We start from the raw sequence: 24,460 nt of genomic DNA, 5'->3' as shown, positions 1-24,460 counted from the left end.
GAAAGGACTTGTGTTCCATGGGACTTCTCGACGACAGGATCGTCCTCGTCAATGGCGGCAGCCAGGGCGTGGGCGCCGCGATCGCGCGGGCGGCGGTGCGCGAGGGCGCGGTGGTGGCCGTGTCCGGGCGGCGGCCGGAACCGGGCGAGGCGCTGGTCGCCGAGCTGACGGCCGCCGGCGGCAAGGCGATGTTCGTCCGCGCCGACCTCGCGGACGCCGGACAGGCCAGGGCGTCCGTGGCCGAGGTGGTCGCCGCGTACGGCCGGATCGACTGCCTGGTGAACTCGGCGGGGCTGACCTCGCGGGGCACGCTCCTGGACACCACGCCCGAGCTGTTCGACCAGCACATCGCGATCAACCTCAAGGCGCCGTTCTTCGCCATGCAGGCCGCGGTCGCCGACATGGTGGGCCGCAAGGCGCCCGGCACCATCGTCAACATCATCACGTCCTCGGCGCACGGCGGGCAGCCCTTCCTCGCCCCTTATGTCGCCGCGAAGGCCGGTCTGATCGGCCTGACCCGCAACGCCGCGCACGCCCACCGGTGGGACCGGGTGCGGATCAACGGCCTGAACATCGGCTGGACGGCGACCGAGGGTGAGGACGCCACGCAGAAGGCGTTCCACGGCGCCGGGGACGACTGGCGGGAGCAGGCCGCGGCGAAGCTGCCGATGGGCAAGCTCGGCCAGCCGGACGAGATCGCCGACTTCGTGGTGCTGCTGCTGTCGGAGCGGTCGGGCGTGGTCACGGGGTCCGTGATCGACTGGGACCAGAACGTGCTGGGGGGTCTCGACTAAGGATTTGCCACGGTTCGTCGGTGGTCGGCTGCGGGTTGTCCGTGGCTGGTCGCGCAGTTCCCCGCGCCCCTTCGGGGCGCAACCCCGTCTCAAGGAGTCACCCCCATGCGCATCGGAATCCTCGGCCTCGGCCGCATCGGCGCCTTCCACGCCGAGACCCTGTCCGGACTCGACGCGGTCGAGTCGCTCGTGCTCACCGACCCGTTCGCGGACGCCGCCAAGGCCGCCGCGGAGAAGTTCGGGGGCGAGGTCGTGGACTCGCCCGAGGCGCTGCTGGCCGCCGGCGTGGACGGCATCGTCGTCGCGGCCGCGACCGACGCGCACCCCGCGCTGATCCTGGCCGGCGTCGAGGCCGGCGTCCCCGTCTTCTGCGAGAAGCCCGTCGCCAAGCACATGAGCGAGGGCGTCGAGGTGCTCAGGGCGATCCAGGGCAAGGACGTGCCGATCCAGATCGGCTACAACCGCCGCTTCGACGCCGGTTTCGTCGCCGCGCGGGCCGCCGTGCAGTCGGGGGAGCTGGGCACGCTGCACACCGTACGGTCCACCACCCTGGACCCGGCGCCGCCGCCGGCCGCGTACGTCGCCGCCTCCGGAGGCATCTTCCGGGACTGCTCGGTGCACGACTTCGACATCATCCGCTGGGTGACCGGCCGCGAGGTCGTCGAGGTGTACGCCGTCGGCGGCAACCGGGGTGCCGACTACATCAGGGCCGCGGGTGACGCCGACACCACCGGCGCGCTCCTCACCCTGGACGACGGCACCATCGCGGTGATCTCCAACTCCCGCCACAACGCCCGGGGTTACGACGTCCGGATGGAGATCCACGGCTTCACCGACTCCATCGCGGTGGGTCTGGAGGACAAGCTGCCGCTGCGCTCGGTGGAGCCCGGTGTGACCTTCCCCGCGGGCACCCCGCACGACTTCTTCATGGACCGCTTCACCGAGGCCTACCGCGCCGAACTCACCGCGTTCACCGAGGTCGTCGCGGGTCGGCGGCCCTCGCCGTGCACGGTCCAGGACGCCCTGGAGGCGGGCTGGATCGCCGAGGCGTGCACACTGTCCCTCAACGAGCACCGCCCCGTCACCATCGAGGAGGTACGGCAGGCATGAGCGAGCCGGGCCGGGAACAGTTGCGTATCGGAGTACTGGGAGCCGCGCGCATCACCGCGAGCTCCCTCGTCGCCCCGGCCCGGACCACCGGCCACCGCCTGGTCGCGGTGGCCGCCCGCGAGAGGTCCCGTGCCGAGGCGTTCGCGGCCGAGCACGGCGTGGAGCGGGTCGTGGGCTCCTACGCGGACCTGCTCGCCGACCCCGAGGTCGACGTCGTCTACAACCCTCTCGCCAACGGCCTGCACGGGCCGTGGAACCTCGCCGCCCTCGCGGCGGGCAAGCACGTGCTGAGCGAGAAGCCGTCGGCGAGCAACGCCGAGGAGGCCGCCGAGGTGCGGGCGGCGGCGGAGAAGTCCGGGACCGTGTTCATGGAGGCGTTCCACTACCTCTTCCACCCGGTCACCCGGCGCCTGCACGAGATCCTCGGCAGCGGCGAGATCGGTGACCTGCGGCGGGTGGAGGCCCTGGTGGCGATCGCCGCCCCGCCGGACACCGACCCGCGCTGGTCGCTGCCGCTGGCCGGCGGCGCGGTGATGGACCTGGGCTGCTACAGCCTGCACGCGCTGCGCATGCTCGCCCCGTTCGCGGGCGGCGCCCCGAGGCTGGTCTCCGCGCGCGGCGGGGAGCGGGCGGGCGCGCCGGGCGTCGACGAGTGGCTGGACGCCGAGCTGGAGTTTCCCGGCGGTGCCACGGGGGCCGCGCGCTGTCACATGGCGTACGACGGCCTGGAGATGAGCATCCGGATCACCGGCAGCCGCGGCGAGGTGAGCGCGCCGAACTTCGTGCTGCCGCACCTGGACGACCGGGTCGTGGTGCGCACGGCCGGCGGCGAGCGGACCGAACGGCTCGGCACACGGTCGTCGTACACCTACCAGCTGGAGGCCTTCGCGGCGCGGGTGCGTGAGGGCACGCCGGTCCCGCTGGACGCGGACGACGCGGTGGCGACGATGGAGCTGATCGACGCGAGTTACCGCGCGGCGGGGTTCGAACCCCGCCCGCGGTCGGTCGTGAACCGGTAGGAGGAGAGAGGGCAGGGCGGTGGCCGGGGGTGCCGTCGCCCGCCCGCCACCACGTCCGGCGCCGCGCCCCGGTCGTCCGCCTGCCATGATCGGGCGCATGGCCGTCCACATCGTTCCCGCCCACGTCACCGATCTGCACCAGGTACTGGCGGACCACTCGCTCTACTGGGGCGACCGTGACCTCCGCTCGCTCCATCTCCTCGCCCTGGTCCAGGAGTTCGGCTCGACGTGTCCCGTCGCCCGTGCCGAGGACGGCATCCGCGGCTACCTCATCGGCTTCGTCACCCCGGACGGCACGGGGTACGTCCATCTGATCGCCACCCGCTCCGACGCCCGCGGCACCGGTGTCGGCCGCGATCTGTACGCCGCGTTCACCGACGCCGCCCGCGGACAGGGGGCGGTCCGTCTGAAGGCGATCACGTCGGTCACCAACGAGGGTTCGGTCGCCTTCCACCGCAGCCTCGGATTCGACGCACGCGTCGAGGACGCGTACCACGGGCCGGGTCAGCCGATGGTCGTCTTCACCCGGGCTCTCCCCGCAAGCCCGTGAGCGTGCCGGCACGCGGCCCCTCGCGGCTCGTCCGCGCCGGTCCCGGTCCGGCCGGAGGGGCGGGGTCAGTACAGCGGCGGCCGTTCCACCAGCTCCACCTCCACGCGACCGCCGTCGTTCAGCGCCCGCACCCCCGCCTCGCACACGGCGGCCGCCGCGTACCCGTCCCAGCTGCTGGGCCCGGTGACCTCGCCCCGGCGGGTGGCGTCCACCCAGGCCTGGACCTCGCGGTCGTAGGCGTCGGCGAAGCGGTCGAGGAAGTCCTGGGCGATGGTGCCGCCCCAGCGTCCCGCCATGTTGGTGACCAGGGCGTGGCCGTCACCGACGCGCGCGGTGCCGCGTTCGCAGACCACCTCGGCCTGGACCTGGTAGCCGAAGCCGCAGTTGACGAAGATCTCGACGTCGACGACCGCGCCGCCGTCCGTCTCGAACACCACGAACTGCGGGTCCTGGAGGCCCTCCGGCGCGCTCGCGGTCGGCCGGGGCCGCAGCACGGTGACGGCGGTGATCTCCTGGCCGAGCAGCCAGCGGGTCACGTCCGTCTCGTGCGCCACCGAGTCGCTGACGAGCATCTCGCTGGTGAAGAAGGGCGGGCTGGCCGCGTTGCGATGCCGGTTGTGCAGCATCAGCGGGCGGCCCAACTGGCCCGTCTCCAGGAGGGACTTGAGCTTCCTGTACTCGGCGTCGTAGCGCCGCATGAAGCCGACCTGGACACGGCGGTGCCCCAACGCCCGCTCGGCTTCCAGGACCCGCAGCGCCGACGCCGGGTCCGGGGTGAGCGGCTTCTCGCACAGCACCGGCAGGTCGCGCTCCAGGGCGGCGAGGAGTGCCGCCTCGTGGGCCGGACCGGACGACGCGATGAGTACGGCGTCGACGTCCCGCGCCGCCAGCGCCGTCGCCGGGTCGGTGTACGCGGTGCAGCCGTCGACGCGGGCCGCGACGGCCTTGACCCGCTCCGCGTCGACGTCCACGACGGCGCTCACCCGGGCCCCGCTGACGACCTCCTGGATGCGGCGCACATGGTCGGCGCCCATCTTCCCCGTACCGATGACCGCGACGCGGAGCGGTGCACGCTGGGCCATGTCCGTCCTCTCAGGCTCCGCAGGACCTCAGGAACCTGCGGGTGCGTACGGCGATCGGCAGCGGCTTGTCCGGCTCGCACGGGTACATGTCCTGCTCGACGATGGCGAACAGCTCCACGCCGAGCTTCTGCGCCGCCACCAGCACCGGCTCCAACTCCGGTACGCCGGAGGGCGGTTCGCACATCACTCCGCGCTGCACCGCCGGGCCGAACGGCACCTCGTTCGCCACGACGTCGGCGAGGACCGCCGGGTCGACCTGCTTGAGGTGGAGGTAGCCGATGCGCTCGCCGTAGGTCTCGATCAGCTTGACGCTGTCGCCGCCGCAGTAGGCGTAGTGCCCGGTGTCCAGGCAGAGGTTGACCAGCTCGGAGTCGGTCGAGTCGAGGAAGCGCTCGACGTGGTCCTCGGTGTCGATGTGGGTGTCGGCGTGCGGGTGGACGACGATGTCGAGCCCGTACGCCTCCTTCACCTCGTGGCCGAGCCGCTCCATGCCCTTGGTCAGGTACGCCCACTGCTCGTGGGTCAGCTCCGGCGGTTCGAGGAGTTCGGCGGTCTTGTCGTCGCGCCAGAAGGAGGGGATGACGACGAGGTGCCGGGCGCCCATGGCCTGGGTGAGGGCGGCGACCTGGCTGACGTGCTCCCAGGTCGACTCCCACACGGCGGGGCCGCGGTGCAGCCCGGTGAAGACGGTGCCGGCCGACACCTTCAGGCCGCGCCGGTCCACCTCGTCCGTGAGGCGGGCCGGGTCGGTGGGCAGGTAGCCGTAGGGGCCCAACTCGATCCAGGAGTAGCCCGCTTCGGCGACCTCGTCCAGGAAGCGTTCCCAGGGGACCTGCTGGGGGTCGTCGGGGAACCAGACGCCCCAGGAGTCGGGGGCGGAGCCGACCCGGATGCGGTCCAGGGCGGTCACGACGCGTCGTCCTTGGTGGTGGCGACCGGTGCCCTGAGGTCCTGCGCCTCGGGGAGCCCCTCGACGTCGACACCGCGCACCTGGGACAACTCGTTCTTGAGGGCGGCGAGTTCGGAGCCGCCGGCCATGTGGTTGGTGAGTTCCTCCAGGCTCACCTCCTCGCGGGAGGCGTTGAGTTCCATGGTGCCCAGGCGCAGCACGCTGAAGTGGTCGCCGACCATGTAGGCGTGGTGCGGGTTGTGGGTGATGAAGATGACGCCGAGGCCGCGGTCGCGGGCGGCGGCGATGTACTTGAGCACCACACCGGACTGCTTGACGCCGAGGGCGGCGGTGGGTTCGTCCAGGATGAGGACACGGGCGCCGAAGTGGACGGCACGGGCGATGGCCACGCACTGGCGCTGGCCGCCGGAGAGGGTGCCGATGGGCTGTTCCATGTCGTCCAGGACGATGCCCATGTTGCGCAGTTCCTCGTCGGCCGTCCTCTTCATCCGCTCGATGTCCAGACGGCGGACGGGCCAGGGGCCCTTGGTCAGCTCGGAGCCGAGGAAGAAGTTGCGCCAGACCGGCATCAGGGGGACCACGGCGAGGTCCTGGTAGACGGTGGCGATGCCCTTGTCCAGAGCCTCGCGGGGGGTGCTGAAGCGGACCGGGGCGCCGTCGACGAGGAACTCGCCCTCGGTGTGCTGGTGCAGCCCGGAGATGATTTTGATCAGCGTGGACTTGCCGGCGCCGTTGTCGCCGAGGACACAGGTGACCTGGCTGGGGAAGACCTTCAGGTCCACGCCGTGCAGGGCACGGATGTTGCCGTACGCCTTGCCCGCGTTGCGGAGTTCGACGACGGCCCCGTCGGTGGCGGGGGCGTCGTCGGCGAGGACGGCGCCGTGGGTGCCGGCTTCGTTGGTGGGAGTCATTGCGGTCACCTCCGGGTCGCCGTGCGGCTGACCCACAGATTGATCATGACGGCGCCGAGGAGCATCACGCCGAGGAAGGCCTTGAACCAGTCCGGGTTCCAGCCGGCGTAGACGATGCCCTGCTGGACCATGCCGAACATGAACGCCCCGAAGACCGGGCCGATCGCCGAGCCGGCGCCGCCGGTCAGCAGGCAGCCGCCGATGACGGCCGCGGAGATGTAGATGAGCTCCTGGCCCACGCCCTCGCCGGACTGCACGGTGTTGAAGGAGAACAGGTTGTGCATGCCGACGAACCAGGCGCCGAGGCCGACCAGCATGAACAGCGAGATCTTCGTGAACGTCACGGGCACACCGACGGCTCGGGCGGAGTCCTTGTTGCCGCCGACGGCGAAGATCCAGTTGCCGTACCTGGTGCGCAGCAGCATCCAGGTGGCCAGGGCCGCGAAGACCAGCCAGTACACGATGGTGATCTTGATCTGGACGCCGCCGACCTCGAAGGAGGAGGCGAAGACCTTCTTCGCGCCGGAGAAGCCGTCCATGTCGCTGATGTCGTCGGTGGCGACGTTGCCGGTGACCAGCTTGGTGACCGCGAGGTTCACGCCCTGAAGGATCAGGAAGGTGCCCAGGGTGATCAGGAAGCTGGGCAGCCCGGTCCTGACCACCAGCCAGCCGTTGAGGAACCCGATCGCGAGCGACACCACGAGGGCGGCGACGACACCCGCCCACACGTTCAGCGTGAGCTGGTAGGCGAGCATGCTCGCGGTGAGCGCCGAGGTGATGACCGCGACGCCGGACGACAGGTCGAACTCGCCGCCGATCATCAGCAGCGCGACCGGCAGGGCCATGATCCCGATGGTGGACGACTGGTAGAGGATGTTCGCCATCGCGCTGCCCTCGCGCACCGGCGGGGCGGAGATCAGGAAGAACACCCACACCGCCACGGCACCGAGGAAGACACCGATCTCCGGGCGGGCCAACAGCCGCAGGGCCAGGGGGCGTCGGGCGGTCCGGCCGTCGGTCTCCTTCCGGCCGGGGGCCGGCGGTGTGGTCACCGCCGGCTCGGCGTGCTGGGTCATACCCATCACCGGGTGCCCTTCGAGGCGAACTCGGCCACCTTGTCGACGTTGGACTTGTCGACGAAGGCCGGGCCGGTCAGCACCGGCTGCTCACCGCCGCCCATGTAGTTGCCGTTGTTCTTGTACAGCCACAGCGAGTCGATCGCCAGGTAGCCCTGGAGGTACGGCTGCTGGTCGACCGCGAACTCGATGGTGCCCTTGCTGATGGCACCCGTCAGGTCCTTGTTGAGGTCGAAGGTGGCGATCTTGGCCTTGCTGCCCGCGTCGGCCACCGACTGCACCGAGGTCAGCGCGAAGGGCGCGCCGAGGGTGACGACGTAGTCGATGGACTTGTCCTGGCTGAGCTTGGCGGTGATCGTCGACTTCACGGACGGCATGTCGGTGCCGTTGACGTTCAGGGTCTGGAGCTTGCCGTCGAAGGTCTTGTCGACGCCGTCGCAGCGCTGGGTCAGGCCGATGTTGCCCTGCTCCTGGATGACACAGACGGCGTTCTTGGCGCCGGCCTCGTTCAGGCGCTTGCCGAGCGCCTCACCGGCGACGGTCTCGTCCTGCCCGAAGAACTCCATCAGGCCGAGCTTCTGCCACTCGCTGACGCCGGAGTTCAGGCCGACGACGGGTATGTTCTGCCCCTTCGCCTTGGCGATGACGTCCTTCATGGCGTCCGGCTTGGCCAGGGTGACGGCGATGCCGTCGACCTTCTGGTCGATGGCGTTCTGCACCAGGTTGGCCTGGGCGCCCGCGCTCGGGTCGTTGGAGTAGATGAGCTTGATGTTGTCCTTGGCGGCGGCGGCCTCGGCGCCCTTGCGGACGATGTCCCAGAAGGTGTCGCCCTGCGACTGGTGCGTGACCAGGGCGACCGTCATGCGCGGGGTGTTCGCCTTGCCCGCGGAGGCGCCGTCCGCGCTCTCGTCGGACTTCTTGCCCCCGGAACTGCTGGAACAGCCGGCGAGGGTCAGGGCTGCCGCCGCCGCGATCGCCACCACGGGGGCGAATCGACGGGAACGGGAGTGAGAAGAGCGGTCCATCTTTCCTGCACCTCACTGTGCTTACGGGGGAAAGGGAGAAGAGATCTCGGGGGATTCCGAGGCCCGGGATCTTGGCATGTCCGAGTCGCGTGCCGCAAATACGGCGGTTGTACTGGGACGGGATTCCATCCCTTCCCGAGCCTGGTGTCAATACTTTGTTAAGACATCATTTCACAATCAGGTCCGAATGTAAGTACAAAGTATTGACAGGGTCACCCCTCGGGTCCTACACCTGGGAGGCGACAGGCCCCCTGGGACTCGAGGAGCGTCCCTATGACCGATTCATCCCAGCCCTTCGACTTGTTCACGATCGGCCGTATTGAAGTCGATCTTTACGCACTCCGGTCGGGCGTGCCACTGGGCGATGTGCAGAAGTTCGGAAAGTTTCCCGAGGGTTCGGCAGGCCAGGTCTCGGCCGCGACCGCCCGGCCCGGCCACCCCGCCACCGCGCCCGACCGAGACCAGCACGCCCCGGTCCCGCAAGGGCCCGCGCCACCCGTCAGGTGACCGACCGCCGCCACCTGTGAACCCGCATCCGAGGGAGGGACGTCCCATGGCGAAGACCGGCGGCTCCTCACGTGCCGCAACCGCCCCCGCGCTCGACGCCCTGGACTTCGCCCTGGACCGGGGCAGTCCGGTGCCGCTCTACTACCAGCTGGCGCAGCAGCTGGAGGCGGCCATCGAGCACGGGGTGCTCGCCCCGGGAAACCTCCTGGGCAACGAGATCGACCTCTCCGTACGCCTCGGCCTGTCCCGGCCGACCGTCCGCCAGGCGATCCAGTCCCTGGTCGACAAGGGCCTGCTCGTCCGGCGGCGCGGCGTCGGCACGCAGGTCGTGCACAGCCAGGTCAAGCGCGGCCTGGAACTGAGCAGTCTCTACGACGACCTGGAGGCGGCCGGACAGGGGCCGACCACGCAGGTGGTGCGCCACGAGCACGTCCCCGCCGCGGCCGACGTGGCCGCGGCCCTCCATCTCGCCGAGGGCGGCGACGTGATCGTCCTGGAACGGCTGCGCGCCACGCACGGCCAGCCCGTGGCGATCCTCCGCAACTACCTGCCCGCTACCCTGCTCGAACTCGACTCCGCCCGGCTGGAGTCCACGGGCCTGTACCGGCTGATGCGCTCGGCGGGCATCACCCTGCACAGCGCCCGCCAGACCATAGGCGCCCGGTGCGCCACCACCGAGGAGGCCAGGCGTCTGGACGAGCCGCCGGGCGCGGCCCTGCTGACGATGCAACGCACGGCGTACGACGACACCGGCCGGCCGGTCGAGTACGGGACGCACATCTACCGCGCGTCCCGGTACGCGTTCGACTTCCAGTTGCTGGTCAGGTCCTGAGGCCCGCGGTGAACGGCGTCACCGGCCGCGGGCGGCGCTCACCGTCCACGGTGAGGTCGACGGCCTCGTTGTAGAAGGCGAGGAGCCCCCGGATCGGGGCCACCGCGGGCAGCGGTTCCGGGTAGCTCCACAGCACGTCGCGGGGCACGTCCTCGTCGCCGCGCCAGGTCCAGTACTCGGCGGTGCCCTTGTACGGGCAGCCGGTGCGGTGGTCGGTCGCCGCGAACAGGTCGAGGCGGACGTCCTCGCGGGGCAGGTAGTACCGGGTCGGCAGCGAGGTCTCGAAGAGCAGCACCGGACGCCGGGTGTCGGCGACGACCCGCCCGGCGACCTCGACGACCACATGACGGCTGCTGGGCAGGGCGTCCACCCGTTTGTGCGGGTCACGGGGGTGTACGAAGATCTCTTCCTCCTCCTCGTACCAGTGGTCGAGGCCGCTGTCCCAGCGCCGGAACCACTCGAAGGCGATGTGCCCGGCGAGGTCGTCGGCGGGGAAGGTCCACGCCGCGTTCTCCACGAGCACGCCGCCGACCTCGAGGTCGTAGAAGAGCCGCGAGCCGGTGTGGGCGCCGGTGCGCGGGTTCCCGGCCGGGCGCAGCAGGTCGGTGCGGACCTCGTCCCGGGGAAACGCGTACACCGGCACGGGGACGTCGGGTTCCCAGACGAGAACGGGGTGGCGGCTGTCGACGACGGCGACATCACCCTTGTAGCCGCGCACCCAGCGCTCCCCGGGCTCCCAGAGGAGGCCTTCGGGGGTGGTACGGAGGGTGCGTGCGCACGGATGTGAGGTCATGGCCGGGCTCCTTCGGCTCTCTCACGAGCCTAGGCCCACGGATCGGTCATCGCCCCTCTGCCGCGGGAGCGTTCAGTGCGCCGCGTCCAGCCGGGCCCGCTGCTCCTCGGTCAGCTCCAGGTCGACCGCGGCCAGGTTCTCCTCCAGCTGCGCCACCGAGGACACCCCGGCCAGCGGCAGGATCGGCAGCGCTCCACCGATCTGCCAGGCCAGGACCACCTGGTTGACGGTCGCGCCGGTCTCCCGGGCCACCTCGCGCAGGACGCGCAGCCGGGCCGGTGTGCCCGGGTGGTCGAAGTCGGCGGGGAGCCGGTCGGGGTGGGTGTAGGCACCTTTGAGCAGGGGCGAGTAGGCGACCAGGGTCAGGCCGGGCTCCTCGCGCAGATAGCCGAGCAGGTCGGGTCCGGCGTGGCCGAGGCTGCCGTCGGGGAAGAGGTCCTCGGGGACGTCGTAGCGGGGCCGCAGATGACTGTGGGCGTACTGGAGGACCTCGTAGCCCGGCAGTCCGGCCGCGGCGGCGATCGCGCGGGCGCGCTCGACGCGCCACACGGCGTGGTTGCTGACGCCGAGCAGTCCGACCGTGCCCTCGGCGACGAGTTCGGCGAAGCCCTCGACGGTCTCCCGCAGGGGTACGGCGTGGTCCTCGATGTGCGCGTACAGCAGGTCCAGCTTCTCCACGCCGAGCCGTTCCCGGCTGCGCCCGGCGGCCTCGCGGATCACCTTCGCCGACAGGCCCTCGGCGTTGTCGACATAGCTCGTCCCGGGGGCGAGCGGGCGGGCGCCGAGCTTGGTGGCGATGACGATCTCGTCGCCGATGCCACGGCTGCGCCGCCAGCGGCCGAGGAGTTCCTCGCTCTGGCCGCCCTGGCCGCCGTCGGTCCAGAAGGCGTAGTTGTCGGAGGTGTCGAGGAAGGTGCCGCCCGCCTCGACGTAGCGGTCGAGCACGGCGAAGGCGGTCTCCTCGTCGGTGCGCGAGCCGAACAGCATCGTGCCGAGGGCGAGCACGCTGACCTCTCGGCGGGTGGCCGGATCGGTGCCGATGGTGCGGTACCTCATGGTGGTCCCCTCCCGTTCACGCGCCCACGCTCGGGGCACGTGAACGGGAGTCTGCCTCTTGAAGTGCGCTTCAACGCAAGGGACTTGACCCCGGCGGCGCGAACGGACCCTCCAGCGCGGCCCATTGCAGCAGCATGATGGTCTTGGCGTCGGCGATCTCCCCGGCACGGATCATCTCCAGGGCCCGGCGGAAGGGCAGTTCGAGGATCTCGATGTCCTCGCCCTCCTCGTGGAGGCCGCCGCCCGCGTGGGTGCGGGTCGAGGGTCCGTACTCGGCGGCGTAGAAACTGACCCGCTCGGTCACGGACCCCGGGCTCATGTAGACGTCGAAGACGTGCCGGACCTCGCCGATGGTGTGCCCGGTCTCCTCCACCACCTCGCGGCGCACCGCGATCTCCGGGTGCTCGTCATCGTCGTCGAGCAGCCCGCCCGGGGTCTCGACCAGCATGCCGTCGGGATGCCCGTTGACGTAGACCGGGAAGCGGAACTGCCGGGTGAGCAGGACGGTTTCGCGTGCCGTGTCGTAGAGCAGCATGGTGGCGCCGTTGCCGCGGTCGTGGGTCTCGCGCTGCTGGGTGCTCCACGTCCCGTCGGCGCGCTGGAGGTCGAAGGTCGTGGCGCGCTCGACGTACCAGTGGCTGGAGAGCAGTCTCACCTCGCGGACCTTCACGCGCGGGTTGCCGGTCAGGTCGAGACCGGTGCGGTCGAGGCCGGTGCGGCCACGGCGGTCGGGGGTGTCGATGCCGGCGGTCATCGGTCGCCGGCCGGACGGAAGTGCGAGTGGGTCATGCCCGCTGTCTATCACCCCGACCGCCGTCACCTCATCCGCGGACCTTGCCGGTCATGGAGAACTCGTCGGCCTCGGCGAGGTCGAAGTCCCCGTGGTCGCTGCCGAGCCCCTGCGCCACCAGGGCCGCCGACGCGCACCCCAGGACGGCCGCCTCACGGGGCGTACGGTTCAGGCTGATCCCGCGCAGGAAGCCGGCCGAGAAGGCGTCGCCGCAGCCGGTCGTGTCGACGACGTCGACGTCGAAGGCGGGGACCGACTCGGTGCCCTCGGCGGTCACGAGCAGCGCGCCCTCGGCGCCGCGGGTGACCGCCACGAGTCCGGCGCCGGCGGCGACGAGCTTCTGCGCGCCGGCCACGAGGTCCGCCTCGCCGCTGAACCCGAGGACCTGGTCGTCGTTGGGCAGCAGGTGGTCGACGTACGGGAGCAGCGGTTCGATCTGGTCGAAGGTGCCGAGTTCGCCGGGGGCCAGGAGGTCCACGGAGGTGACGACGTCGTGCTCCTTGGCGTGCGCGAGGATCCGCGCGGCGACCTCGGCACCGATCAACTCCGGTCCGCCCAGGTGGAGATGGGTCGCCTCGGCGACCGCGTCCCAGGGGACGTCGTCGAGGCCGTAGGTGATGTTGGCGCCGAGGAGGTGCAGGGTGGGGCGGTCGCCGTTGGGGCGGATGGGCAGGACGGTCGCGGAGGTGGAGGTGTCGACGCGGCGGACGATCAGCCCGGTGTCGATCCCGGCCTTCTCCAGCAACCCCAGGAGCAGGTCGCCGGTCGGGTCGGTGCCGATCGCACCGGCGGTGCGCACCCGCGCGCCGAGCTTGGCGAGGGTGAGGGCGGTGCCGGCGGCCGTGCCGGCGGCGGTCATGCGGATGTCCTCGACCAGGGTGGCGCCCTGGCCCTCGGGTATGGCCTCGACCGGCCGCACCAGCACGTCCAGTACGTGCACGCCCATCGTGACGACCTTCATCTGTTTCCCTCCTGAACGGGTGGTACGGACTGCGTGGTGCCGTAGTCGCGGGCCAGGGCGGCCTCGATGACCGCGAGTTGCTGCTGCTCGTCGAGGACACGGGGCGTGCCGAGGGCCGCCGCGTGCTGGTACACCCCGCAGGCCCACTCCAGCAGCAGGGCGTGTTCGACCGCCTTGTCGAGCGTGGGCGCGTGGGTCACGGCCCCGTGGTTGGCCATCAGCGCCCCGCCCCGGCCCTCCAGGGCGGTCAGGACCGACTCGGCGAGTTCGGGGGTGCCGAAGGTGGCGTACCGGGCTACCCGTACGGTGCCGCCGAGGGCCAGCAACTGATAGTGGATGCAGGGCAGTTCGTCGAGGACGAGGGAGAGGGCGGTGGCCATGGGCGCGTGGGTGTGCACGACGGCGCCGGTGCCGTAGCGGTGGTAGACACCGAGGTGCAGGTCCAGTTCCGAGGTCGGTCGCAGGGTGCCGGAGACGATCTCTCCGTCGAGGTCGACGACAGTCACCTGGTCCGGGGTGAGCTCGGCGAGGACCGCGCCGGTGGCGGTGATCGCGACCCGGTCGTCCACGCGTACGCTCACGTTCCCGGCCGTGCCGATGAGCAGTCCCTCGGCGCCCAGCCGGCGGCAGGCGTCGGCGACCGCGGCCCGTTCCTCGCGCCACGCCGAAGGGGCGTCGGTCATGCCCGCGCTTGAGTCGGTCATGCGCGCGACGGTAACCTAAACCTGAAACAAAGTCACGTTCACGTTCGGAGGTTGTCACGTGGGTGAGCCCACCGCGGACGCCGGCTGGGCGGCGGGGGTCGCCTCCCTGCGCCGCACTCCCCAGCAGGCCCGCAGCAAGGCCCGGCTCGCCCGGGTCCTCGAGTCCGCCGAGCGGGTGCTGGTCGAGGAGGGCGTCGAGGCCCTCACCACGACCCGGATCGCCGCCGAGGCGCGGGTGTCGGTCGGCTCGCTGTACCAGTACCTGCCCGACCGGGGTGCCATCATCGAGGCCCTCGCGGCCGGGTACTTCGCCAAGCTGGAAGCGGCGATGGACGACCTGGTCCGGGCGGCGGCCGCCGAGCGCTGGCCGGACCCGGTGGCCGTCCTCATCGACGCGTTCGCTGCGATCTACCGCACCGAGCACGGCTTCCGCGCCCTGTGGTTCGGCAGCGGCCTGACCGAGCAGACCCGCGCCGCCGACCGCGAGCACAAGCGCCGCATGGCCGACGGCATCCGCCGCATCCTCCTCACCCTCGACCTCGCCGAGGACGACGACGACCTGGACCGCACCTGCCACGCCGCGATGCTCGCCGCGGACGCCCTGGCCCAGGAGGCATTCCGACGGAACCGAGCGGGGGACGCGGCACTGCTGGACGAGGCGAAGGTGATGCTGCGGGGGTACCTGGGGGAGGTGGCGGGGCGCTATCGGAGGGGGTAGCGAGAGGGGGGCGGCGGGCGGGAGTCCGGGAGTCCGGGGGCGCAAAACGACCAGCGGGCCTGCCGTTTCCGACAGACCCGCTGGTCCACACCGTCGGGACGACAGGATTTGAACCTGCGACCCCTTGACCCCCAGGAGTGAGCGTCGACGGCATTTTCTGGAAATAGCAGACTTAACCAGGACGCAGGAAGTGTGTAGAAGGCTCCCTCGTGCACCATCGCGCACGCCGTGTGGTCCCCAACTGGTCCCCACTCGCGGTCATAACTCTGCCGCCGGACGCTCCGTGAGACGTGCCGACACCACGACCAGAATCCACCGGCTGGACAGCCGCGGACACTGCCGCACAGGTACCGTTACCCCTAGGCCAACATCTTCGCTCTGGGGCACACTCATCGGCTACGACTCTGCAAGCGGCATCCCCTTCGGGACGGCGACGCCCCAGATAGTCACCCACCGGGTCATGTCAGAAAAGCCCGCTCTGGCGTTCTTCCCCAAAAACTGCCCAAGCCCTTGACAAAGGCCCTCCCTGCCCGGTTGATGGTGCCCTGAGGCGCAGTCACTTCGCCGTCAGGTAGGTCGTTTGAAGCCGACGGTGACCCGGGGCTGGTCGGCACCCTGGTAAGCGCCGCCGGCCGGGACGGGTGCACTGTGTCGCTCGCAGATCCGGATGACCCGATCGGTACGGGCCCGGCCCAGGACGTGAGTGCGTCCCGGCAGCGCAGGTGAGATCCACAGCAGTGTGCCAGCCGGTCTGCACGTTCACTCTGAGGCGACGGTACTAGGAACTGTCCTGTCGATCTCGGCCGTCCAACGGTCACACTCCGATGAAGCTCACCGTTTCCGTCATGTCCGCCCGCCCGGTGCGCAGTTGCGGCACGCCCTCCTTCTCGAACCCCACTGAGACGCCGCAGAACAGCACGAGTCCGTCATCGGCTCCGACTGCCCGGCTGACAGTCTCCCGGTACACGGTCCACATCACCTGGGGGCAGCTGTGCAGCCCCTCGGCTCTCAACAACAGCATGACCGTCTGCAGGTACATCCCCGCGTCAGCCCACTGTCCGGGCCCCATCGTCCGGTCGAGGTAGCAGAACAGGACGGCCGGCGCCCCGAACGCCTCCGAGTTCAAGGTGGCGATCTTTCTGGGCCGGTCTGGGTCGTCGCGCTCGATCCCCAGCGATTCGTACCGCTGGGCGGCGGCAGCAGCAAAGCGGTCCAGATACGGCGAGGCCAGCCCGTCCGGGTACATCGGGTACTCACGCTCGTCGCCGGGGTCCCCCGCCCGTGCCCTGGCTGTCGCGGTCCGCTTGAGTTCCGCCAAGGGTTCACCGGTCACGACGTACAGATGCCACGGCTGGAGGTTCCCGCTGGACGGAGCCCGCGTCGCTGCGGTCAGCACTCGTTCGAGTACCTCCTTGGGCACGGGCTCATCGCTGAACGCCCGCACGGCCCGGCGACTGTCCACGGCCTCATACACATCCACGTCTTAGCGTCCTCTCATTCAACCGGGCCCCTCCACCGTATTCAGCCGTCAATGCCGAGCATCGCCCGAGGTTGAAAAACGTCCCGACGATCAGTCCAGTCGTTGATAGGACCGTGGGAGACAGAGGTGACTTGACGGATGCTCAATGGGAGCGGCTGGAGCCGCTCCTACCGGTCAGCAATGGGCGTTGTGGCAGGTGGCGGGACCACCGCCAGGTCGTGAACGGGGTGCTGTACCGGATCCGCACGGGCGTGCACTGGCGCGATCTGCCGGAGCGATACGGGCCCTGGAAGACGGTGCACGAGCGGCATCGCCGCTGGTCGGCGGACGGAACGTGGGAGATGCTCCTGCGGCGGATCCAGGCCGAGGCGGATGCGGCCGGCGAGATCGACTGGGACGTCTCGGTCGACTCGACGTCCGTGCGTGCACACCACCACGCCGCCGGCGCCCGGCACGCTCCGCCGCCCGCCATCAAAGGGGGCTCCGCCCAGGCGGTCAGAGCCGCTCGGATTTGGGCGGAACTGATCGACCGGCCGGCGGAGGTGGTAAGGGAGGCGAGGCTCTCGGCCGGTCGCGCGGCGGGTTCACCACCAAGATCCACCTGAGCGCGGACGGCCGCTGCCGGGTGCTCTCGCTGGTCATCACGCCTGGGCAGTGCGCCGACTGCACCCAGTTCGAGGCCGTCATGGACCGAATCTGCGTGCCACGGCTGGCCTGCGGCAGGCCACGTACGAAGCCGGACAGCGTCAGTGCCGACAAGGGCTACAGCAACCGCCGAACCCGCCGCTACCTACGCAGACGCGGAATCCGGCACGTCATCCCGGAGAAAGCCGACCAGGCAGCCAACCGGATCCGACACGGCAGCTCCGGGGGCCGACCGCCCGGTTTCGACAAGGACCGCTACAAGAAGCGCAACACCGTCGAACGGGCGATCAACAAACTGAAGACCTTCCGCGCGGTTGCAACCAGGTTCGACAAGCGCGGCCACGTCTACCTCGGAACCGTTACCGCAGCCGCGCTCGTCGTCTGGCTCCGCTCGTGATCGCCAGGACACTGCCTAGCCCGAGTAGCCAGCGCTGCTGTGGCCGACCCGGAGGCGCTCGGCGAGGGTCCCGTCGAGCAGCACAAAGTCCGGGTCTGTCTCGCGCAGCACCAGGTACTGACCGCCCCCTCTGATTTCGACCTTGGGGTGCATCCCCTCTTTCGCTGACCTTCACCACGGCCGACGCTGCGAGGCAGATCCGTGCACCGAACACTGGTCCCCAGAGCTGGTCCCCAAGTCAACGTCGCGAAACCCTCTCCCTTGTTGGAGAGGAGAGGCTCGCGTCATCGTCGGCGAGGCGTCCGTGACGCACGTCCAAGGGCCGCCGCCGGGTCAGGTGGCCAGTTCGACAGAGCCGGTCACGGCGTGAGATCTCGCGAACCTCCGCCTGAGCTCGCGGATGATCTCCTGCCATTGCTAGGAATCACTGCTGCACACCACTCTTCCTGATCGGCAGGCTGCCAGGTCGCCATTTCGTCCAGGCGAGCGATCACCCTGGAGGTCTCGGTGTCAGGAATTCCGCTCTCGCTGTCGAGTCGCCATTTGATGTCGTGCACTCGGTGAGCCGCACGGTGGTAGGACAGCTGGGAATCGCTGAGTCTACGTATGGGGTAGCCGCCACACTTGCATGCGCTTCATCACCACCGACGCTGCGAGACGACTGCCTGCACCGTGCACTGGTCCCCAACCCTGGTCCCCAGACCGACGCCGCACCGTCTCCCGCACCTCTGCGCGCGCAGGCCAGGCACCCGCATGACGCAAACGTGACCTCAACAGCGAAGCGCTGAAGATGCCCCTGCCGCAGACAAGGAGATCGGGGCATCCCTAAACGAACGCAGACAATGATCAGGAGAAGCGCCGGTTTGGCCAACCGGCGATCCCGTGTTACAAGGGTCACGTCCGCTGGAGTGGTGTACTGACGGCCACTCGGTGATCTCGTCTTGAGGCTATGCGGTGAGTTCGGTGGACAGGAGGTCGGTCTCGTCGGTTTCTGACTCGATCGGGTGGAGGCAGGCCTTGGCCAGCAGGTCGAGTTCCATGTAGCGGCGGGCCTCGGTCCGTTCGTCGGTCTGCTCGGCCAGCACCGCGCCGACCAGGCGGATCAGGGCGGTGCGGTCGGGGAAGATACCGACCACGTCGGTGCGCCGGCGGATTTCCTTGTTCGGCCGCTCTTGCGGGTTGCACCGTCTGCCGCCAGATCTCACTCGGAAACGCGGTGAAGGCCAGAAGCTCGTGCTGGGCGGTGTCCGAGTGAGCAGCACTACTCGTCGGCACGGTCTTGTCCCTGGTCAATCAGGGTTCCTTCATTGTCTCGGGTGACGTCGACGGGGCCACGGCCGCGTGCGTGGCGGTGAACTACGTGGTGCCGTCCTGTGTGTCGAGCGCGGGATTCTTCAGTTGCCGAGGCCACGTGGCTGGGCGAGCAGCCCTCGCTCACCACACGTGGCCCCGCATCTGGAGTTCCGACGGATCGGACAACTCCAGGCCGGGCAGCAGCCAGTCCTGGAACGGGGCGAGTGCGGCCAGAATAATGAAAGCGACACCGACCGCCCAAGTGAGCCAGGAACCCTCGCGTCACAGCTTCTCAAGGAAGATCACCGTCGCCAGCGCGGCCCTGGCGGCCACGTTCGAAGCCGAGCGGGATCAGGGTGATCACGAGGCCCCAGCAGCAGCCGACGCAGTAGAGCCCGTGGTGCGCGCCTACCCGTAGGTCCTTCGCCCAGGGCCGGAAACGCGCGTACCGCAGCAGCTGGAACATCGGGTTGCGGCAGTGTCGCAGGCAGACCCGTTTCAGGGGCCCGAACTGCTGGAGTCCCGCGAGCAGGAACGCACCCGCGCCGCTCCAGCGCCCCGCGCCCGGGTGGCTGTCGACCAGGCGTCCGGTCACGGCCAGTGCCCCGTAAGCGAGCAGCCCGAACCCGGACGAGGCAAGCAGGTAGACACCGACGAACTCGGTGATACGCAGCGCGCGGACGCGGCCCGCGGTGCTGCGGTTGATCGCCTGCACCCAGGTCAGGGCGACGGGCGCGAGCGACGGCAGCATCATCACCGCCAGCATGACCACCCACAGCGCCAGAAACAGCGGGAGCGCCAAGCCCATCGTGCCAGGCTCGATCCCCATGTCACGGGACTGGGCGGTAGGGCGCAGCCACGCCAGAGCGGTGATCAGAACCAGCAGAGTCCAGAATCGGAGGGCCCAAAACTGGAGGACTGGGAAGGCAGCGGGCGGCTCGCACGGCGGCGACCAGTCCTCGCTGCCATCTCCCGGACGGCTGGACCGCACCCTGAAGCAACTCCCCGAGACCCCGGTGACCTGGAACGAGGCCGACGACGCCGACGACGCCGAACGTCTCGGAATTTACGGCTCCCCCACTCTCCTGGTGAACGGAGTCGATCCACAGGCCCGACCTGGAGAGGCGGCGAGTCTGTCCTGCAGGCTCGCCGTCCCGTCCGTGGACCAGATCCGTACGCTCCTCACCAGGCGACCGGGACCTGACGGCGCGCAAGGAGGCTCGTGGGCCGTGCCGTCACCTGGGTGCCGAGCTACGCTCCTTGAGCATGTCGGCCATGAGCTGCATCTCCGACTGCTGGGCGTCGACCATGCCCTGGGCCAGTTGGCGCGCCTGAGGCACCTCGCACTGCTGGGCGCAGGCACGCGCCATGTCGACCCCACCCATGTGGTGGTCGGTCAGCAGTTGGAGGTAGAGAATCTCGGCGTCCTTGCCGTCAGCCTTGCCGAGTCGGTCGATCTCGGTGTCGGTGGACATGCCCGGCATCAGGGAGCCGTCCTCGGCCTGGTGCCCCAAGTGGCCGCTGTGGCCGCCTTTCACCCAGGTCATGTAGCCGTCGGCAGAGGTCTTGGGCAGGCCCCACAGATCAAGCCAGCCCAGCAGCATGCCGCGCTGGTTGGCCTGGGTCTGCGCGATGTCGTACGCAAGGCGGCGTACATCCTCGTCGTCGGTGCTGTCGCGGATGACGAAGGACATCTCGACGGCCTGCTGGTGGTGAACGGCCATGTCGCGGGCGAAGCCGGCGTCGGCGGAGTCGGCGGTGGGCACATCGGACGAGTCCCCGTCGCCAGGAGCGGCCACGAACCACAGGACGAGGCCGAGGGCGACGAGGGCCGCCACCGCGGCTATGGCGGCCCACCCGCCCGGGAAGGGCCTGCGGGTGGACACGTTCTCGGGATCCGTCACGTCCGGTGTCATCTCAGTCGTGTCCGTCATCAGGCGGTCAGACCGCCCGTGCAGGCGGCGCCCGGCTCGGGTGTCTGCGCGCCCTGGACGTACTTGGTGAGGAACTGCTCGACCCTGGGGTCGGACGCCTTGTTGACGCTGAGCTGGTGACCCCAGGCCGACAGCGTGATCGTCCCCGACTGATCCTGGTCCGGGCTCATCAAGGTGTACGGCGTCTTGGACACCTTGTCGCCGAGGGTCTTGATGTCGGCGTCGGTGGCCTTGTCGTTGTACGTGACCCAGACCGCGCCGTGCTCCAGGGAGTGAACGGCGTTCTCGTTCGCTATGGCCTTGATGTAGACGGTGCCGTCGCAGGTCATCCAGGCCTGGTTGTGGTCGCCGCCGACGGGCGGGTTCACCGGGTACTTGACCGTGCCGGTGACGTGGTTGCGGCCGAGTTTCTTGGCGTCCCAGGTCTTCTCGCCGCTCACGGGCTTCTTCGCCTCGGCGGCCTGCTGCTCCTCCTTCTCGTTGGCGCTGTTGATGTAGTACGCGCCCCAGCCCACGAGGCCGACGACGATGACCGTGCTGAGGGTGATGGTGATGATCCGGTTGCGGCGCTCGCGGGCCCGCTCGGCGCGGCGCATCTCCTCGATACGGGCCTGGCGGGATGCGGCGGCCGCCTTCTTGCTGGACTTGCTCATGGCTGTGTGTTCCTCGTCCCCGCCGCACGGTGTCGTCCGGCGGCGGTGGGTGCAGGGGCGGATGGACGGATGTCGTCGGCCGTACGGGTGAGCGCGCGACGCCGTGAGATCCGTCTAGGTCCGTTGCACCTGGAGGACGTGCAGGTCGGGAGCGCGACCGGTCAGTACCGGCTCGGTGGAGCGCGCAGTGGTGTCCGGTTGGCTGGGGAGGTCCGGCGTGCGAGGCAGGATCGCGTGCAGGGGCTGGGCCGGAGCGACAAGCACGGCCCGTACGCGGTCGCCTGCTGGAACGCAGCACACGTCGCCGGCGGGGCAGTCGGCTGGGTGCGCGACCGATGCCGCGTGGTGATCGGCCGGAGCGGCCGCCGGGATCGCTGGGGCCGAAACCATCGTCATCGAGGCGGCGGCCTGCGAGCTGTCGGCGTGCGCGGCGAAGCCCAGACACGCCACCAGCGCGGCGAGCAGGACCACCAGAGCAGGCCAGAGCGCCGCGGTCCGCGTGGTCTGCCACGCTTCGCGGGTCGTGTTCTGTGTCCGGCTCCCCATCACCAGTGATTTTAGGCGGTGCCTGTGGTCAGGCTGCCAGCCCCGCTCGGCGCCTCAGTGGTCATGGCCGTCCTCACCTGTCTTGGGGTAGACGAAGGTGCGGGTGACCAAGTGATTGGGAGCCGTCAGGGCCTCGTGGAGGATGCGGCCGTCCTCGTCGAGGGTGAGGTTGAGCTGAGTGTGCTCGGCGGGGTAGGCGAGGGCGAGTCGGCGGTGGCCGTTCTCGTCCGGGAGGCGGGTGATCACGGGTGCGGTGCCGCTGCCGTACGGCTCCGAGGCGAGGAACTCCTTGCCGGTCAGCGGGAGTTTCCTGAGGTTGCCCAGGCCGAGTGCGGTGTTGCTGGTGACCAGTTCGTGGAGCGTGAAGCTGGGGGTCTTCTCCATTGCGGCGACGGTGTCGCGCAGCAGGCCGGGGTCCGAGCGGGGCGGCCAGGTGATGGCGAGGCCGGCCCGGCCGCCGGCCCATTCCTCGCCCGCGGAGGCGGTCAGGGTGAGGCGGCTGGTGCCCTTGCGCCAGGAGACCGGGGTGTAGAAGCAGCCGGTACCGCAGCCTCGGAGCCTCAGTGCCCGGCGGTTGCCGAGGGGGTCGGCGAGGGTGGCTTTCAGGCCGTACGACTGCTGCTCGGCGTCACCGATCTGCGGTGCGGTCAGGTCGATGACGAGCCGGCCACTCGCGGCCCGAGCACTGATGCCGATCTCCCCGGCGCGGGTGCCGGCGGGCACCACCGGGCCGTCGAGCGGCGGCGCGAACGGGAGGGAGCGGTTGGCGTCAGCCGGAACGGACAGCACGGTGAGCGTGGCGGAGAACGCGAGAACAACGGCAAGTAGGCCGTTCTCTGCGCGGGCCGGGCGCTGCGGCGATCCCGTTCCAGCACGGCCCAGGCGACGGCGGGCGGCGAGGGCGAGACCCGCGACGACCACGACCAGGGCGATCTTGACGAGCAGGACCTGCCCGTACGTCGTGGTGGCGAGGTCGTCGAGCGGGACGAGGACCAGCGTGGAGATCAGCCCGGTGACGGCGACGGCGGCGAACAGCCAGGCGGCGAGGCGGGCGTAGACGAGGAGCAGGGCACGGACGGGAGCGTGTTCGCCGCGCCAGGCTGCCAGTGTGCGCAGAACGTGCAGCAGTGTCCCGGCCCACAGCGCGGCGGCCGTGAGATGCACGAAGGTCAGCAGCGGACCGGCCAGGGACTGCTCCGCCTGCGGGTGCGCACGCAGCGCCTCGGCCACCAGGACGGCGGCGAGCGGGAGCGGCACCCAGGCCCGGCGGCGGGCCAGCACGGATACCGCGGCGAGCGCGAAGCCCGCGACCTCGATCAGGGACAGGACGCCGGGCCGTGTGCCGGTGAGGGAGGAGAGCGATCCGTCGCCGAGCTGCAGGGCAGCCAGGGCGAGCGCGGCGGCGGTGCCGATGAGTGCGACGGGCAGGGCCCAGGAGCGAGGACGCCGGGCGGGGGCGCGGGCGGCGAGGCGGCGGCCCGCGAGCTCGCCCAGCATGACCGCGAGAGCCGCGAACAGCAACCAGCGCAGGATCGTCGTCGGGGTGGCCTCCTTGGCCGCGGTGGTCTGGCCGGAGGCGAGAGCCACGGTGCGGGGACCGACGGCAAAGCGGTAGCTGCCGGTCATGATGTCGCCGTCACGGGCGGTGACCTGCCAGTCCACCATGTGCACGCCCTCGGCCAGGGTGGTGCGGAGGGGAACGGTGACCGCTTGGTTGGCCCGGCTGAGCACCGCAGTGCCGAGGTCAGCCGAGGGCTCCAGGCGTACAGAACTTCCGCGCAGGCTGACCGGCTGGTCGAAGACCAGGACGAGCGTTTTCGGGGAGTCGGCGACGGTCGCGTCCGCGGCCGGGCTGGTGAACAGCAGGGTGGCGTGCGCGGAGGCCGGGGCGGCGGTGCCCAGCAGCAGGGCCAGGACGAGCGCGACGAGCGAGCCGATCGCGGCGGCGGAACGCCGGACCGTTGGTGCGGAGGTGGTCACCTGTCGAGGATCTCTGGTGCCTTGGTGGGGGTGGCAGGCGGGGTGGTCTGTTCGCGCAGCTGCTGGCGCTCCTTGCGGGCGCTCCGCAGCTCTTCCTGGAGCTCGGGGTCACTCTTGTCTGCCCGGGTGCCGTGGCAGGCACGGTTGTTGACCATGGGGCGTACGCAGCACCACCAGGTCAGGGCCGCGGCGAGCACGGTCGCGGCGAGCGGGAGCCAGACGCCGGTCATGACGGACGGTCCTGCGGCGCGGAGTCCTGGGGCCGCTGCTCGCTGCGCAGGGCGTCGATCTCCTTGCGCAGGCGCAGCAGTTCCTGGCGGTCCGCGGTGGGGGCACTCTGCGCGCAGCGCTTGGGGCGCATCATGAGCCACGTGCCTGAACGGGTTGCTGCGCGCCTGGGTCGCCGGGTATCAGCCGGCCCTGTGATCCGCGGAATGCCGGGGCCGGAGCAGCGGTGCGGGCTAGCATCCCGTGCCATGGCCAGGACACCTGTGCGACCGTCCGTGGCCCGGCGGTTCGCCGGGCTGCTGACCGTGCTTGCCCTGGCCCTGTGCACCACCGGGCTCGCCCAGCCCGCGACGGCGGCTCCGATGGATCCGATGGACATGACCGCCACGGCCCCGATGACGCCGCCGTCCCCGACGCGGTCCGACACAGCGGCCGTCGAGGAGAGGGCCGACTGTTCATGCCCCAT

General features: G+C 70.3%; 26 protein-coding genes and 3 pseudogenes. 8 read left to right on the top strand and 21 right to left on the bottom strand.

Annotation, left to right across the window (positions count from 1 at the left end; translation table 11 throughout):
• Positions 1-17: 17 nt before the first annotated feature.
• From ACH41F_RS12710 to ACH41F_RS12695, 4 genes are all read left to right on the top strand, one after another.
• Entirely contained in the window at positions 18-794 is a 777-nt protein-coding gene (locus ACH41F_RS12710; protein WP_391235047.1) for an oxidoreductase, read from the top strand.
• Between the two features lie 105 nt (positions 795-899).
• Positions 900-1,904 (top strand): Gfo/Idh/MocA family oxidoreductase, encoded by a 1,005-nt coding sequence (locus ACH41F_RS12705; RefSeq protein ID WP_398834996.1) that lies wholly within the window; start codon positions 900-902, stop codon positions 1,902-1,904.
• On the top strand, positions 1,901-2,923 hold the full coding sequence (locus tag ACH41F_RS12700; protein WP_398834993.1) for a Gfo/Idh/MocA family protein: 1,023 nt from the start codon (positions 1,901-1,903) through the stop codon (positions 2,921-2,923). Before ACH41F_RS12705 ends, ACH41F_RS12700 begins: the two co-directional genes overlap by 4 nt.
• Before the next feature lie 97 nt (positions 2,924-3,020).
• Positions 3,021-3,473, top strand: coding sequence for a GNAT family N-acetyltransferase (locus ACH41F_RS12695; RefSeq protein ID WP_398834990.1), 453 nt, complete (start codon positions 3,021-3,023; stop codon positions 3,471-3,473).
• 65 nt (positions 3,474-3,538) lie between these two features.
• Here ACH41F_RS12695 and ACH41F_RS12690 read toward each other — a convergent pair whose 3' ends face one another.
• From ACH41F_RS12690 to ACH41F_RS12670, 5 genes are read right to left on the bottom strand one after another with little or no spacing between them, the layout of a single operon-like run.
• Positions 3,539-4,555 carry a Gfo/Idh/MocA family protein gene (locus tag ACH41F_RS12690; protein WP_398834987.1) on the bottom strand — a complete coding sequence of 339 codons (1,017 nt, stop codon included), beginning with the start codon at positions 4,553-4,555 and terminating at the stop codon, positions 3,539-3,541.
• A 10-nt stretch (positions 4,556-4,565) separates the two neighbouring features.
• A complete protein-coding gene (locus tag ACH41F_RS12685; RefSeq protein ID WP_398834984.1) occupies positions 4,566-5,465 on the bottom strand; it encodes a sugar phosphate isomerase/epimerase family protein in 900 nt (299 codons plus the stop codon).
• Positions 5,462-6,376 (bottom strand): ATP-binding cassette domain-containing protein, encoded by a 915-nt coding sequence (locus ACH41F_RS12680; protein WP_398834981.1) that lies wholly within the window; start codon positions 6,374-6,376, stop codon positions 5,462-5,464. Before ACH41F_RS12680 ends, ACH41F_RS12685 begins: the two co-directional genes overlap by 4 nt.
• 5 nt (positions 6,377-6,381) lie before the next feature.
• A complete protein-coding gene (locus tag ACH41F_RS12675) occupies positions 6,382-7,458 on the bottom strand; it encodes an ABC transporter permease (RefSeq protein WP_391235061.1) in 1,077 nt (358 codons plus the stop codon).
• Positions 7,458-8,477 carry a substrate-binding domain-containing protein gene (locus ACH41F_RS12670; RefSeq protein ID WP_391235063.1) on the bottom strand — a complete coding sequence of 340 codons (1,020 nt, stop codon included), beginning with the start codon at positions 8,475-8,477 and terminating at the stop codon, positions 7,458-7,460. The genes ACH41F_RS12675 and ACH41F_RS12670 overlap by 1 nt, the downstream gene beginning before the upstream one ends.
• A gap of 273 nt (positions 8,478-8,750) precedes the next feature.
• Here ACH41F_RS12670 and ACH41F_RS12665 point away from each other — a divergent pair, with 273 nt between their 5' ends.
• A complete protein-coding gene (locus ACH41F_RS12665) occupies positions 8,751-8,984 on the top strand; it encodes a hypothetical protein (protein ID WP_398834978.1) in 234 nt (77 codons plus the stop codon).
• A 46-nt stretch (positions 8,985-9,030) separates the two neighbouring features.
• On the top strand, positions 9,031-9,816 hold the full coding sequence (locus ACH41F_RS12660) for a GntR family transcriptional regulator (protein WP_398834975.1): 786 nt from the start codon (positions 9,031-9,033) through the stop codon (positions 9,814-9,816).
• Here the strand turns inward: ACH41F_RS12660 and ACH41F_RS12655 are convergent.
• From ACH41F_RS12655 to ACH41F_RS12635, 5 genes are all read right to left on the bottom strand, one after another.
• Complete coding sequence (locus tag ACH41F_RS12655) at positions 9,806-10,609, bottom strand: DUF427 domain-containing protein (protein WP_391235067.1); 804 nt, start codon at positions 10,607-10,609, stop codon at positions 9,806-9,808. The two genes, ACH41F_RS12660 and ACH41F_RS12655, sit on opposite strands and share 11 nt — an antisense overlap.
• 72 nt (positions 10,610-10,681) lie before the next feature.
• The gene (locus tag ACH41F_RS12650) at positions 10,682-11,665 is read right to left on the bottom strand and encodes an aldo/keto reductase (RefSeq protein ID WP_391235069.1); all 984 of its coding nucleotides are present in this window, start codon (positions 11,663-11,665) and stop codon (positions 10,682-10,684) included.
• Between the two features lie 70 nt (positions 11,666-11,735).
• On the bottom strand, positions 11,736-12,419 hold the full coding sequence (locus ACH41F_RS12645; RefSeq protein ID WP_398834971.1) for an NUDIX domain-containing protein: 684 nt from the start codon (positions 12,417-12,419) through the stop codon (positions 11,736-11,738).
• Positions 12,420-12,486: 67 nt separating this feature from the next.
• A complete protein-coding gene (locus tag ACH41F_RS12640) occupies positions 12,487-13,416 on the bottom strand; it encodes a carbohydrate kinase family protein (protein WP_398834969.1) in 930 nt (309 codons plus the stop codon).
• Positions 13,413-14,120, bottom strand: a complete 708-nt coding sequence (locus tag ACH41F_RS12635) for a class II aldolase/adducin family protein (RefSeq protein WP_391235075.1) — start codon at positions 14,118-14,120, stop codon at positions 13,413-13,415. The genes ACH41F_RS12640 and ACH41F_RS12635 overlap by 4 nt, the downstream gene beginning before the upstream one ends.
• A gap of 58 nt (positions 14,121-14,178) precedes the next feature.
• On the opposite strand from ACH41F_RS12635, the gene ACH41F_RS12630 reads away from it, so the two are divergent.
• The gene (locus ACH41F_RS12630) at positions 14,179-14,838 is read left to right on the top strand and encodes a TetR family transcriptional regulator (protein WP_398834967.1); all 660 of its coding nucleotides are present in this window, start codon (positions 14,179-14,181) and stop codon (positions 14,836-14,838) included.
• Between the two features lie 527 nt (positions 14,839-15,365).
• Here the strand turns inward: ACH41F_RS12630 and ACH41F_RS12625 are convergent.
• Together ACH41F_RS12625 and ACH41F_RS12620 are read right to left on the bottom strand one after the other, a co-directional pair.
• Positions 15,366-15,588: pseudogene (locus ACH41F_RS12625) on the bottom strand (IS5/IS1182 family transposase); the annotation flags it as partial.
• Between the two features lie 64 nt (positions 15,589-15,652).
• On the bottom strand, positions 15,653-16,318 hold the full coding sequence (locus ACH41F_RS12620) for a nitroreductase (RefSeq protein WP_398683590.1): 666 nt from the start codon (positions 16,316-16,318) through the stop codon (positions 15,653-15,655).
• Between the two features lie 113 nt (positions 16,319-16,431).
• Here ACH41F_RS12620 and ACH41F_RS12615 point away from each other — a divergent pair.
• Positions 16,432-17,360 (top strand): IS5 family transposase gene (locus ACH41F_RS12615; RefSeq protein ID WP_398835377.1). Its coding sequence is split into 2 segments (ribosomal slippage): positions 16,432-16,860 and positions 16,863-17,360, totalling 927 coding nucleotides; the frame shifts between segments, so codons are not numbered across the junction.
• 21 nt (positions 17,361-17,381) lie between these two features.
• Here the strand turns inward: ACH41F_RS12615 and ACH41F_RS12610 are convergent.
• The 9 genes and pseudogenes from ACH41F_RS12610 to ACH41F_RS12570 all read right to left on the bottom strand — a co-directional run.
• Positions 17,382-17,474: pseudogene (locus tag ACH41F_RS12610) on the bottom strand (IS5/IS1182 family transposase); the annotation flags it as partial.
• 833 nt (positions 17,475-18,307) lie between these two features.
• Positions 18,308-18,620 (bottom strand): annotated as a pseudogene (locus ACH41F_RS12605) (transposase); the annotation flags it as partial.
• Positions 18,621-18,945: 325 nt separating this feature from the next.
• Complete coding sequence (locus tag ACH41F_RS12600; RefSeq protein ID WP_398834964.1) at positions 18,946-19,482, bottom strand: DUF2182 domain-containing protein; 537 nt, start codon at positions 19,480-19,482, stop codon at positions 18,946-18,948.
• A 406-nt stretch (positions 19,483-19,888) separates the two neighbouring features.
• A complete protein-coding gene (locus ACH41F_RS12595) occupies positions 19,889-20,569 on the bottom strand; it encodes a DUF305 domain-containing protein (RefSeq protein ID WP_398835375.1) in 681 nt (226 codons plus the stop codon).
• Between the two features lie 17 nt (positions 20,570-20,586).
• Positions 20,587-21,240 carry a DUF3105 domain-containing protein gene (locus tag ACH41F_RS12590; RefSeq protein ID WP_398834961.1) on the bottom strand — a complete coding sequence of 218 codons (654 nt, stop codon included), beginning with the start codon at positions 21,238-21,240 and terminating at the stop codon, positions 20,587-20,589.
• 114 nt (positions 21,241-21,354) lie between these two features.
• Complete coding sequence (locus tag ACH41F_RS12585) at positions 21,355-21,786, bottom strand: hypothetical protein (protein WP_398834958.1); 432 nt, start codon at positions 21,784-21,786, stop codon at positions 21,355-21,357.
• Positions 21,787-21,840: 54 nt separating this feature from the next.
• Positions 21,841-23,766 carry a copper resistance CopC/CopD family protein gene (locus ACH41F_RS12580; protein ID WP_398834955.1) on the bottom strand — a complete coding sequence of 642 codons (1,926 nt, stop codon included), beginning with the start codon at positions 23,764-23,766 and terminating at the stop codon, positions 21,841-21,843.
• Positions 23,763-23,996 carry a hypothetical protein gene (locus ACH41F_RS12575; RefSeq protein ID WP_398834953.1) on the bottom strand — a complete coding sequence of 78 codons (234 nt, stop codon included), beginning with the start codon at positions 23,994-23,996 and terminating at the stop codon, positions 23,763-23,765. Before ACH41F_RS12575 ends, ACH41F_RS12580 begins: the two co-directional genes overlap by 4 nt.
• Complete coding sequence (locus tag ACH41F_RS12570) at positions 23,993-24,130, bottom strand: hypothetical protein (protein WP_398834950.1); 138 nt, start codon at positions 24,128-24,130, stop codon at positions 23,993-23,995. Before ACH41F_RS12570 ends, ACH41F_RS12575 begins: the two co-directional genes overlap by 4 nt.
• Positions 24,131-24,460: the final 330 nt, after the last annotated feature.

It is taken from the genome of Streptomyces sp. NPDC020489 (assembly GCF_044386545.1).
Lineage (GTDB): Bacteria > Actinomycetota > Actinomycetes > Streptomycetales > Streptomycetaceae > Streptomyces.
The sequence above is the reverse complement of the archived record's forward strand: the minus strand, read 5'-3'. Positions and strand labels throughout refer to the sequence as shown.